Origin of the sequence: Dokdonia sp. Hel_I_53 (genome assembly GCF_007827465.1) — a bacterium.
GTDB lineage: Bacteria > Bacteroidota > Bacteroidia > Flavobacteriales > Flavobacteriaceae > Dokdonia.
On sequence record NZ_VISL01000001.1, the window covers coordinates 2,528,899 to 2,541,176 of the forward strand.

8 protein-coding genes and 1 tRNA gene are annotated in these 12,278 nt (G+C 35.6%); 2 read left to right on the forward strand and 7 right to left on the reverse strand.

Annotation, left to right across the window (positions count from 1 at the left end; translation table 11 throughout):
- Nucleotide 1: 1 nt before the first annotated feature.
- Genes OD90_RS11335 through OD90_RS11350 form a run of 4 tightly spaced genes read right to left on the reverse strand, consistent with a single transcriptional unit; the run spans nt 2 to nt 5,115 of the window.
- The gene (locus tag OD90_RS11335; protein WP_144669280.1) at nt 2-1,408 is read right to left on the reverse strand and encodes a TolC family protein; all 1,407 of its coding nucleotides are present in this window, start codon (nt 1,406-1,408) and stop codon (nt 2-4) included.
- Nucleotides 1,405-2,760, reverse strand: coding sequence for an HlyD family secretion protein (locus OD90_RS11340; protein WP_144669281.1), 1,356 nt, complete (start codon nt 2,758-2,760; stop codon nt 1,405-1,407). Before OD90_RS11340 ends, OD90_RS11335 begins: the two co-directional genes overlap by 4 nt.
- A 3-nt stretch (nt 2,761-2,763) precedes the next feature.
- A complete protein-coding gene (locus OD90_RS11345) occupies nt 2,764-4,425 on the reverse strand; it encodes a peptidase domain-containing ABC transporter (RefSeq protein WP_144669282.1) in 1,662 nt (553 codons plus the stop codon).
- 15 nt (nt 4,426-4,440) lie between these two features.
- Nucleotides 4,441-5,115 carry a TetR/AcrR family transcriptional regulator gene (locus OD90_RS11350; RefSeq protein WP_144669283.1) on the reverse strand — a complete coding sequence of 225 codons (675 nt, stop codon included), beginning with the start codon at nt 5,113-5,115 and terminating at the stop codon, nt 4,441-4,443.
- A 53-nt stretch (nt 5,116-5,168) separates the two neighbouring features.
- Between OD90_RS11350 and OD90_RS11355 the strand changes: the two genes are divergently transcribed.
- Together OD90_RS11355 and OD90_RS11360 are read left to right on the forward strand one after the other, a co-directional pair.
- On the forward strand, nt 5,169-5,975 hold the full coding sequence (locus OD90_RS11355; protein WP_261374500.1) for a hypothetical protein: 807 nt from the start codon (nt 5,169-5,171) through the stop codon (nt 5,973-5,975).
- Between the two features lie 26 nt (nt 5,976-6,001).
- Nucleotides 6,002-6,076 (forward strand) — tRNA-Val (locus OD90_RS11360).
- Nucleotides 6,077-6,162: 86 nt separating this feature from the next.
- On the opposite strand, the gene galE is transcribed toward OD90_RS11360, so the two are convergent.
- The 3 genes from galE to glpK form a co-directional block, all read right to left on the reverse strand.
- Entirely contained in the window at nt 6,163-7,185 is a 1,023-nt protein-coding gene (gene galE, locus OD90_RS11365) for a UDP-glucose 4-epimerase GalE (RefSeq protein ID WP_144669284.1), read from the reverse strand.
- A gap of 103 nt (nt 7,186-7,288) precedes the next feature.
- A complete protein-coding gene (locus tag OD90_RS11370; RefSeq protein WP_144669285.1) occupies nt 7,289-8,932 on the reverse strand; it encodes a solute:sodium symporter family transporter in 1,644 nt (547 codons plus the stop codon).
- Between the two features lie 153 nt (nt 8,933-9,085).
- On the reverse strand, nt 9,086-12,265 hold the full coding sequence (glpK, locus tag OD90_RS11375; RefSeq protein ID WP_144669286.1) for a glycerol kinase GlpK: 3,180 nt from the start codon (nt 12,263-12,265) through the stop codon (nt 9,086-9,088).
- Between the last annotated feature and the right edge of the window lie 13 nt (nt 12,266-12,278).

Here is a 12,278-nt window from a genome sequence, read left to right on the forward strand (position 1 = left end):
GTTACAATCCAGCGACATTGTAAAGTTTTGCAACCGCTTTTAAAGACTCAACAGTGAGTGAGTTTCCTTTGAGTCTAGCATCTATTAACTTTTGCTCGCGTGTATTAATTAAAAATAAAGAGCTTTCCCCAAGAAAGAACTTACGTTCTTCTGCGACCACCAATGTCTCGTAATCATTTATAATATTTGAAATATAGGTATTCTGGATACTGAGCGAATTGATCTCGGCTTCAGTCGCGGTTAATTTATTTTTTATTGCTAGGGTTGTTGCTGTGCGCTCAAAGTTTGCATCTTTTACTTTTAGTGCAGCTAGCTGTAGATCACCGCGTTCTTTTCTTAAAAAAAGAGGAAAGCTCACGTCGACAAATGCTTTATAATTAGACGTGTTTAAATTATCAAAGGTATCTACCTCTGGTGTTAGAAAATTATACTGAATATTTACTTTAGGTAATAATTTATTTTTTTTCAAGAAACGCTCTACTTCAAGGCTATTTATTTTTGCAGTTAAACTTTCAAGTTTAGGGTGCTCTATTAGGATTGCATTTGTATCTGTAAGTCCTGCAATAGATAAGGAGTTATTTAATGATGTGGGAGTTGGGATCTGAGGTTGCGTATTATCATTAATTTCTAGAGGCAGTCCATCTAGCCAGATGTAGTTACTTACTTCTAATCGAGATTTTGTTGCTTTTAAAGATGCCGCTTCTAATGCGAGCTTTCTATTTTCTAATACTATACGAGCTTCTGTGATGTCTATTCTTGCTTTGTCACCCTCATTAACACTCCTTGTGACGGCATTCAGTCTCGTTTGAGCATTAGACAAAAAGCTTGTATAAATAATTTTTTCATTTTCATTTTTGAGCCAATTAAAATAAGCTAGGCTAGCTTCATATAAAATTTTGTTTATAAGTAATCTGCGATCAGCTATAGATTGTTGTTGAAAGAATTTTGCTTTTTTTAAAGTAGCCATTCTCTCATTTATTAATAAACCTTGAGCTAGTGCAAATGATACACCAGCGCTATAGAGTCCATCTTCCGGAACAGTTAAGTTAGGGTTTAAAAATTGACCTGTATTCTCCTCAAATGTTCCTTTTAATTCTACTCCATACCAGGTTGGAATTTTGAAAGCTGTATAAAGTTGATCATAATAAGTAGTCCCTTTAAATTTTTTTCGATCATAATCTAGTTCTACTTTTGGGTCAAATCCACCACGAGCTTTTAAAAGGTTTGCTTCACCAGCAGTAAGTACCAACTCTGCTTGTTTGATGAGAGGATGGTGTTTTTTTACGAATCCTATATATTCTTCAAAAGAAATAACATTTTCAGGTACAATAGGATTCTCTTGTGCTATTATCGCTTTCGCGAAAGCGAAAAAAGTGGCTACACATAAAATCTTCAAGAATAATTTCATTTCTTAGCTATTTTTGAAGTTTTAGCATTTTCTGGAGTGTAATAATCTGCGGGAAATCCGTTGAGTCTTCGCCATAATTCATACCAAATAGGGACGTCATTGAGAAGAGCAATGGTACGCGCACCAGAACCTACTCTAACATTTTGTGGCCATTTTTCCCCTTCCTTATCAGGGGCCACCAAAACTCGAAATTTACCATTAGGGCTTATAAAAGTTTCAACCGCTACAACCTTACCGCCATAGGTGCCAAAAGAAGCGTCTGGCCATCCTGAAAAAACGATTGCTGGCCACCCATCAAACTGAACCCTAATTTTTTCACCTGTATGAATAAGAGGTAGGTCAATGGGAGCAACAAAGGTCTCTACAGCAAGGTCGTAATCTGAGGGCATAATACCCACAAGTTGTTCTCCTTCTTTAAAGGTTTCTCCTAATCCCGCTTTGATAGCTTTATTAATATACCCGTTTTGAGGCGCAGTAATGTATAGCAAAGCACTGCGTAATTCATAATTAGTGCTCGCATTTTCTAATTTGCTTACTTGGGCTTCTGTATCATATTGAGCTGCGGTCGCTGTAGATCTATCACTTTGGGCTTTACTTATTTTTTCTGCATAGCTTGCATTTGTACGATTTATTTCGAGAGAACTGTTAAGCACACTGTTTCTACTTGAAAGTAATTTATTTTCTTGTGATATTAACTTGGCCTCAGTCTCCTGTAATTTAAGGCGTTTATCTTCTACATCTGCGGTAGATTTTAAACCTTCTTGAGCTAGTGTGGCTGTTCGATTGTATTGTTTTTGAGCAATATCTCTATTTGTTGTTGCGGCTACCAGATCAATACTATCACTTTGTACTTTTAAAAGAGCTTGCTTAAGCTTATTCTCTGCTTGCTGTAATTTTAAATCACGCTCTTTTACTAATGCAGCGAGCTGGTTTCCTAGTGCCTGCACCTTAGATTTATAAGAACCTACTGCATTACTTTTTGCATCACGCTGTTGGCGGGTGCGTTCTGCAAGTAGCGGGTCTTGGTACTCATTTTTTATTTCAGAAATACGTAAGATGGTATCTCCTTTTGCTACATAATCTCCTTCTCTGACATACCATTGTTCTACTCTTCCTGGGATGGGTGATTGTATGGTTTGTGGACGTTGTTCTGGAGTAAGTGTAGTAACGTACCCTTGCCCATTAACATTTTGTGTCCAGGGAAGGAATAAAATAATAAACCCTATAACAGCAAATGCTATAAGAAATCTATTAAAGTATTTAAAATGTCTGGTTTTATGCGCTTTCGCGAAAGCGGAATACCCCCTTACATCTACCTTTTTATTAAGTTGGTTATTAGAAATATTAAGCATCCCTTATTTATTTGTTGAATTAATTTTGCCGCCCTTTAGATGAATATGTGTAGGGCACATATGATCCCAATCCTTGTTATTGCTTGCAACTACCAATGCCCAATTACGATCTGGATGAACTAAATATTCCATAATAGAATAAGCCTCGCTAGTTTCAAAATGTTCTAAAGCATCTTTAAGTAGTAGTAACTTAGGTTCATGTATTATTGCTCGCGCAAGTAAGATGCGTTTTGAAATCGTATGAGGGATTTGTTGCCCTTCTGGGAAAAGAATAGTTTCTAGTCCATTTACTTGACGCCTTACGAAGGATTGTAATCCTACAATACGGATGACTTCATTTATTCGCTCTTTAGTGATTTGCTCGTTGCCAAAGCTGATATTTTCCAAGATAGTGCCTTCAAATGGATTTTGTTCTGGGAGTACTTGTCCAATATTAGATCTATATGCATTGGGTTTCATTCCTTTGAAAGAATAGTCGTTTACATATAAAACGCCATTTGTAGGCTCAATTACTCCAGATAGAAGTTTAAGTAATGTAGTTTTTCCAGAACCTGAAGCACCATGTATCAATATGCGATCTTTAGAATTTATGTGGAGGTTAAAATTTTCTAGAATATTTCCTGCTTCTGGTCTAGCATAACTCACATCTTCCATTTCTATATGTAATCTCGAATGATTTTGAAAAGGATTTGTACCATCTTGGGGTTCTAGTTTTTTATCTACTACTTGGCCAATTTTTTCAAGAGATGTAAGAACATCATAGAAACTCTCTAATCCAGTAATGAGCTTTTCTACAGAGCTTATCACAAGAAGAATGATTATTTCTGCTGCAACAAATTGTCCAATGTTCATCTGTTGATTGAGAACTAACAGACCACCTATAATCAATAGCCCTGCAGTAACCAGAATTTTAAAACCAATCATTTGTATAAACTGTAGTACTAAAATTCTAAAGTGACTTTCACGAGCTTCAAGGTACTTCTCAGTTAGATAGTTGTTACGATCCATTGCTAGTTTTGTACGACCTGATAGTTTAAAGCTTATTAAAGATCGCGCAACCTCTTGTAGCCAGTGTGCAACCATGTACTTACTTTTTGATTCCGAAAGGCTTGTATCTAATCCTTTTCTTGCTGTAAACTTAAAAACTAAATAAACTAGTAATACTAATAGAAACCCATAAATAATAAAGAAGGGATGGTAAAAGGAAAGTAAGATTAGCCCAAAGAAAATCTGCAGGATGGCTGCTGGGAAATCTAAAAGGATTTTTGATAATCCTTTTTGTACGGTCAATGTATCAAAAAACCTATTGGCAAGTTCGGGAGGGTAGTAATTATGTAGTTCGCTCATTTTTAGCTTTGGAAACCTATAGGCAAACTCAAAAGAGGAGCGAGTAAAAATCTTTTGTTGAATGTTTTCTAAAATACGAACCTGCATTAATTGTAAAATACCTTGAAAAGCCACCCCTAGTGTAACTAATACCACAAGAACAATCCAAGATGTACTCACCTGAGCTCCCTGTATTAAATTTATAATAGCTTGTATACCTAGCGGAAGTGTTAGGGCTACTAAACCAGCAAAAATTGCATAAAGCAATATCTGTTTAAGGTCGCGCTTGTCGAGCTCTAACATATTTACAAAACGTTCCCAAGGAGTCATGTCTTTCATATCTTAATGCTTTCTTTAGTATTGATTAATAGCTTTAAAAACTAGATCACTGTAAAAATTTTCTATGGTTTTTTGTCCTTCTTTCACATTTGTAAGAGAGGGCAAATGCTCTGCAAAATAGCGTTGATGATGGGCACCTTCTATTACCGTAGATATGAGCATGTGAGGAAAATCATAATCAGGATTAAGCTCTAAAACAATGTCACTTATGCGTTGTACAACACGTTTGTAAGTTTTATAATAACCCTTTTGATTTTCTTTATCAATATCTTTAGTGTGGTACGCTTTTGAAGATTCTGCTATAATAATGCGATGTAGCTTGACTTCATTCACAAAAGATACATTAGTATCTTGTGTAATCTTTTTTGTAATGAGTTGTAGAGCATTGCGCAATTTTATTTTTGGATCGAAAACATTTGTAATAGAAAAGAGAAGCCTATATTCAACCCAACTCCAATACCAACTTATTAAATACACTAATAGTGAATGTTTACTTTCAAAGTATCGGTATATAGAACTTTCGTTTGAAGAAATTCGTACGCCTAATTTTTTGAAGGTAAAAGATTCAAAACCAAGTTCATCTATGAGCTCAATGCTCTCACTCACAATCTTACGCCCTAAATCTGTACTTTCAGGATTGCGGAGGTATAGAGCTGGATTAATGGTGATTTGTATTTGTAATTGATCCATAATGTAAATTTATAATAGTAATACTATTATAAATTATTGTTTAACTTTAATTTATGAGTTTTTTTGTTACGCTTTCGCGAAAGCGAAGTTCCCCTACATACTTTTTTAATTATGCAATCATTAACATGGGTCAGAATTACAAATCGCTACCTTACCTTACTGATTTAATAGCTATGAAAACAAATTTTAAAGTGGTACCAGATTTTGTCAAGACCATTAATGTTTTGCCAGATGCCTGGAGTAGTAATGATTATAAAGAGCTTCTCGATATAATGGATTATGGAAATACATCAGATCTTTCTGAGGATGAGTTAATGGAAATGACATTAATTTCACTTTCAGACAATGCACCAAATGTTGCTGCCGAAATCGTATTAAAACATGTTTTTAAGGATGCTTTAAATAAAGGTCAAGTACAGAACTTATCTCACGAAATACAAGAGGAAAACACTTGGGAAACCTATGCTGATTTATCAATGCATGAAAATTTTTTTAATACGGTACAGTTATTATATAAAGCATACAATGGCAAATTTCCTCATCCAGATGCCATGTATTTTAGAGTTAGCTTTGAGGTGAAAAGCAAAGTAATGCTAGATATTTTTAATGAAGAAACAGAAAAACATATTATAAGAATACTGGCTCAGGGCATGCCTCCTCATACTTTATTAAAGAGATTGTATAAAGAAGAACTAGAGGATGGAGCATTTAAAAATGCTTCAGATATTATTTGGCAATTAAAAAAAGTGAAAGAAACAGAAACTTCAATTACCTTTGACGTAGTAAGTTCTAATCGTTGGTTTGAAGATATTAAATATGTAGAGCCTTACGAAGCTCAACTAGTATATGAGGAAGATTGATCTTAAAAATTTTTCTTATTAGAATAGGGCCATTAACTCAGTTGGTTCAGAGTGTCACGTCGACAACGTGGAAGTCATTGGTTCGAATCCAATATGGCCCACAAATTATAATCCCCAATATTTTATTGGGGATTTTTATAGTTCTAGATCTGGGAAAAACACTATGATTGATCAGTTTTTTTGATACTCAGACTTTTTTTCTCAATTTCTGTTCCCATTTCCAAGCGCTTTTTATAGCTTCTTTGAGAGAGGATTCTGCTTTCCAGCCCAACACCTTATTTGCTTTTTTAGTATCAGCATACGCTGCTGTAACATCTCCTTTTCGTCTAGGTACAGTTTTGTAATTGAGTTTACTTTCTGATATTTTTTCAAATGTACGGATGACTTCTAATACAGAACTTCCAGTTCCTGTACCTATATTAAATACTTCATAATTTGTATCACTATTATTTTTAAGCATTCTTTCTAAAGCGACAACATGTGCTTTTGCGAGATCTACTACATGTATATAATCTCGTATAGCAGTTCCGTCATGTGTAGGGTAATCGTTTCCAAACACAGAAAGCTGTTTTCGTAAGCCTATTGCTGTTTGTGTTAAATAGGGTACTAAGTTTACAGGTATACCTGTTGGTTGCTCACCTATCTCTGTAGAGGGATGTGAACCTATAGGGTTGAAATATCTTAATGCTATGGCTTTTAACTGCGGCTGTACATTACAGGCATCTCTTATAATTTCTTCACCTATCTGTTTTGTATTTCCGTAAGGAGATTTCGCAGGTTTAATTGGGGCATTTTCCGTAATGGGTAGTTCATCTGCTTGACCGTATACAGTACATGAAGAGCTAAAAATGAAAGCAACGTTTTTTTTATATTGCAGCTCTTGTAATACGTATATTAATGGAGTGAGGTTGTTCTCATAATAGAGTAGTGGATTCTCTACACTTTCACCCACCGCCTTTGATGCGGCAAAGTGTATGACACCTTCTATATCAGGGTATTTTGAAAAGAACTCCTTTACAGTAGATTTTTCTCTTAAATCGATATTTTCAAATTCAGGTGTTTTGCCACTTATAGCGCTAATACCTTTTAAAACTTCTGGTGATGCATTAGAACAATTATCAATGATAATAACATCATAGCCTTTACTTTGAAGTTCTACTACAGTATGTGACCCTATAAAGCCTAAACCACCTGTTACTAGGATTTTCATAAATGCTATCAAATTTGATTAAAAAAAATAACTGCAAATGATACATCTGCAGTTATAAAAATAAAGTAATTATTTATGCTACGCTTTCGCGAAAGCGTATTCCTTAGAATATTAAATAAGTGCTCAATACTAATAATACTATAAGACCGCCAACAATCCATGCGTACTTCCATGGTGTGGTATCAATTGCTTGGGTTTGTTGAGGTATGTAAACGTCTCTTTTAGGTCTTAAGGCTCCTACAATAAGCATGATAATAATATTTATGACAAACAAAATTCCCATAATATGTAGAAAGTGTGGGAAAGCTTGAGCTTTTATAATAGCAAGCTCGCTAGTATTCGTAATCCCATTTGCAGCTGCTTCTGCCAGTGCTTTTTCTTGGAATGAAGGTCTCATGAATATAGTGCAGATGTACATAATCACTCCGCCAATCATTGCTATTTTTGCACCCAGTGCAGGTACTTTTTTAGTGACTATCCCTACGACAACTACAGCAAGAATTGGGACACTTAAACTACCCAATGCTTGTTGTATGTAGTCAAATAACCCAGCGGGCGCATTTGCAATAAAGGGAGCTATTATCATTGCTACTAAAGCTACTACTAGACCGAACACCTTGCCAGCTCTAACGGCTTTATGCTCAGAAGCATCTCTGTTAAAGAATTTTTTATAAAGGTCAAATCCAAAAAGCGTAGCACTACTATTTAGCAAACTATTGAAAGAACTCAATACAGCTCCAAATAATACAGCTGCAAAAAATCCAACCAAAGCAGGAGGAAGTACTTCTTTAACTAGAGTTGGATATGCTTTATCTGCAGAACTCAAATCATTTTGAAATAAATGCCATGCAATTATACCTGGAAGCACAACAATTACTGGGATAAGAAATTTTACAAAGGCAGCAAGCATCATTCCTTTTTGTCCCTCTTTTAAGCTCTTAGCTCCAAAGACACGTTGCAATATAGCTTGATTTGTTCCCCAGTAATACATTTGAGCAATCATCATTCCAGTAAATATAGTACCTACGGGTATAGAGGAAGTGATATCTCCGGTTACGTCAAATTTATCTTGATTTTCTGTCCACAACTCATTTAATCCAGCTCCTACACTTCCATCGCCTATTAATTTAAGACCAAAGTAGGGTATCAGTAAACCACCTATTAGTAACCCTATTGCGTTAACAAGATCAGACACTGCGACCGCTTTTAAACCTCCAAAAATGGCATAAATGATCCCAATAATACCAATTGTCCAGACACACAATGTTATAGTAGCTCCATCAGAAAAACCTAACAATGTAGGTAAGTCAAACATAGTACTAAAGGCTAAAGATCCAGAATATAAAATTGTAGGTAACAAGACTACCCCAAAAGCTATCAGAAATAAAATAGAAAGAATGGCTTTGGTGTTTTCGTCAAAACGCTCTTCAATAAACTCTGGTATTGTGGTGATACCCTTGTGCATATATTTAGGTAAAAAATATACGGCAGTTATGACCATTGCAATAGCGGCAAGTGTTTCCCAGGCCATTACAAGTATACCCTCAGAAAAAGCTTGACCATTAAGCCCTACAATTTGCTCTGCAGATAAGTTTGTGAGTAATAAAGATCCAGCAATAGTTAATGCACCAAGACTACGTCCTCCTAGATAATATCCGTCAGCACTTTTTTCATCCGTTTCTCGTGTTTTCCACCAAGCATATCCAGCTACTAGTAATGTAAATCCAAGAAAAGAAATGAGTCCCATAAGGTTTGTTTTTAATATTCTAAAGTCTAAAATATGACTTTTTCACATATAATTAAGAGTATTTTTTAGAATCCTCTTACTACAACGTTATCGTAATGAACGCTATAAAATGTTGACACAAAGAATTTTTTCCGCTTTCGCGAAAGCAAAATCTTAATTAAATTCAACTTCATAAAAAGTACTAGCATCTTTAATTAATGAGTCCAAATGCTCATTTTCTTTAATGACTCGGCTCTCATTCCAACCTAAGTACTTAATCATATCCTCTTGAACAAGAGATCTGTATTGACGTACAGAATCTATGTCAAAATAGAGTCTGCCGGTGCGTCTTACAAAAAAATCAGAAAGGCTATTACACATCTCATGATGGACACAATACCAAAGTTCTGATCGAATAAGTTTTTTTTGAGGATCCTCATTTATAAAAAAAATCATTTTATTAAGTATTGTATCACTCTGTTTACCGTAGGTGCTTGCAAGATACCAGCTTTGATAGCTATCAGTAATACCTAGTTCTATAAGATCTTTTAGGATCGATTTCTGATAAATTGCTACCTCCTTACTACTTTCTAAAGGTACTGATGTAAGAGGAATTTTATCAGTATATGAATCTACTAATTTTTCTTTTTTCTTTTGAGGCATCTCTTTGAGCACCCGATCTATGACACGTTGAGCCATTTTCCGGTATCCAGTAAGTTTACCACCCGCAATGGATATTAATCCTGTTTTTGAAACAAAAATCTCATCCTTTCTACTTAGTTCAGAAGGATCTTTACCATCTTCATGAATAAGCGGTCGGAGTCCGGCCCAATTTGATTCTATATCATCTATAGTTAGTTTTACTTCAGGAAACATATTATTTGTGGCATCGAGTAGATAGGTGGCATCTTTTTGGGTAGCTACTACGCGATTTAAATTGCTGCTGTAGTTAGTGTCTGTTGTACCTACATAGGTAGCTCTTCCTCTGGGTATAGCAAAAATCATTCTGCCATCTGGAACATCAAAATAGATTGATTGCGTAAGAGGAAAACGTTCTCTTGAGAAGACAATGTGTACACCTTTAGTAAGATGGAGGTGCTTAGTATTCATAGAATGATCTTTTTTACGAAGTAAATCAACCCAGGGTCCGGCAGCAGAAACGTAATTATTTGATTTTAGTTTGAAGGACTTTTCAGTGTTATAGTCATAACATTGTAGGTTTTTTATCTTACCATTTTCATCATATTTAAATGATTTCATCTCACAATAATTGATGATTGTAGCCCCAAATGTGGCAGCTTTTTTAAGAAGCTCTATAGTTAACCTTGCATCGTCTGTTCTATATTCTGCATAGTAGCCGCCACCTATTAAATGTTCCTTATGAAGCAGCGGTTCTCTAGAGGCTGTTTCTTCTGCACTGAGCATTTTACGTTTATCAATACCTTCTACATTGGCCAGAAAATCATATACTTTAAGTCCTATAGCCGTCATCATTTTTCCGTAAGTACCGCCTTCAATAAGTGGGAGTAGCATTTTTTCAGGAACTACAAGATGTGGGGCAAGTGTGTGGACTATAGCTCGTTCACTACCAGATTCTTTAACAAGTCCAATTTCCATTTGCTTTAAATACCTCAAACCACCGTGAATGAGCTTTGTTGATTTATTACTGGTACCCGAGGCAAAATCATTTTTTTCAATAAGACACACCTCCATCCCTCTAGATGAGGCATCTAATGCAATACCAGCTCCAGTAACACCACCACCTATGATAATGAGGTCAAAATTTTTAAGCTGTGCCCTTTTGAGTTGTAGCTCTCTATCTAATATAGAAAACGGCATAGGAGTGTCATCTTCTGCGGTAAGCATTAAGTTAGTGCTACTTTTTGTACGTGCAACTGCATTCTTCCAGCCAGTATATTGTTTGTTTCTTTGATATTCAGTGATTATAGGTTGAAAGCATTTTTCTCGTTTTCTAATTTTTGTAATATCTTTTTTATTCCAAACCCCTGCTTGAATACCGGCAATAAACGCTGCGCCAAGCGCTGTTACTTCTAACATTTCTGGGCGGTCTACTTCTATATTAAGAATATCTGACTGAAATTGCATTAAATAGTCATTTGCACTAGCACCCCCATCTACTTTTAATGATTTAATTTGTTTTCCAGAGTCTTCAATCATGGCCTCGACCACATCACGAGTTTGATACGCCAGTGCATCGACCGTAGCCTTTATGATATCGTTTTTATCTGAGTCTAATGTAAGTCCGTAAATAGCTCCTTTTGCATCCATATCCCAGTGGGGAGCTCCTAATCCTGCAAATGCGGGTACTACATAAAGGTGCTCGCTATGGTTTGTATTCTTACAAATTTGTTCAGTCTCTTTTGCGTTTTGTATGATCTCTAACTTATCACGTAACCATTTTATAGAAGCCCCTCCAGCAAAAATGGATCCTTCAAGCGCATACTTTATTTTTTGACCAGGGAGGGAAGCGCATAAGGTGGTGAGTAATCCATTTTTGGAATGATATGGCTTTTTTCCAGTGTTCATCATCATGAAACAACCAGTACCATAAGTGTTTTTTGCAATACCTGATTTATAACCCCCTTGCCCAAAAAGAGATGCTTGCTGGTCTCCAGCAACTCCGCAAATAGGAATTTTAATTCCTTGAATTTCAATTTCTCCAAAATCTGAAGCTGAAGATTGAACCGTAGGTAGCATGGATTTTGGAATGTTTAATGCGTCTAGCATTTTAACATCCCATTTGAGATCAATTATATTGTATAATAAAGTTCGGCTTGCATTGGAGTGGTCTGTTGCGTGTACTTTTCCGTTGGTAAACTTCCAGATAAGCCATGAGTCAATAGTGCCAAAGAGTAAGTCGCCTTGTTGCGCTTTCGCGAAAGCGTTATCTACATTATCTAATATCCATTTAACTTTTGTTCCAGAAAAGTAAGAATCAATAAAGAGTCCTGTTTGTTTATGTACATAATTATCAAGGCCCTGAGATTTAAGTTGTTCACAAATTTTGTTAGTGCGTTTGTCTAACCATACAATGGCGTTGTAAATGGGCTCGCTTGTATGTTTATCCCATACAACTGTAGTCTCCCGTTGATTTGTTATTCCTACAGCAGCTATCTCTTGGATATCAATCTCTGAGGTTTCAATTATTTCTTTTAAAGTTGCTTTTTGTGCTTCATAAATTTCTATGGGGTCATGTTCTACCCACCCTTTTTGAGGATGTTGTTGGGTAAGTTCTTTCTGAGCAATATTTCTAATGTTACCAGCGTCATCAAAAATAATTGAGCGGGTACTTGTGGTACCTTGATCAAAAGCAATTATATATTTCTTTTTCATAGAAGCGCTCTGT

Bases quoted from the DNA above. Each gene is read 5' to 3' on its own strand.
- OD90_RS11355 (WP_261374500.1), top strand. From the start codon at position 5,169: ATGAGTTTTTTTGTTACGCTTTCGCGAAAGCGAAGTTCCCCTACATAC.
- OD90_RS11345 (WP_144669282.1), bottom strand. From the start codon at position 4,425: ATGAAAGACATGACTCCTTGGGAACGTTTTGTAAATATGTTAGAGCTC.
- OD90_RS11335 (WP_144669280.1), bottom strand. From the start codon at position 1,408: ATGAAATTATTCTTGAAGATTTTATGTGTAGCCACTTTTTTCGCTTTC.
- OD90_RS11370 (WP_144669285.1), bottom strand. From the start codon at position 8,932: ATGGGACTCATTTCTTTTCTTGGATTTACATTACTAGTAGCTGGATAT.
- glpK (WP_144669286.1), bottom strand. From the start codon at position 12,265: ATGAAAAAGAAATATATAATTGCTTTTGATCAAGGTACCACAAGTACC.
- OD90_RS11340 (WP_144669281.1), bottom strand. From the start codon at position 2,760: ATGCTTAATATTTCTAATAACCAACTTAATAAAAAGGTAGATGTAAGG.
- OD90_RS11350 (WP_144669283.1), bottom strand. From the start codon at position 5,115: ATGGATCAATTACAAATACAAATCACCATTAATCCAGCTCTATACCTC.
- galE (WP_144669284.1), bottom strand. From the start codon at position 7,185: ATGAAAATCCTAGTAACAGGTGGTTTAGGCTTTATAGGGTCACATACT.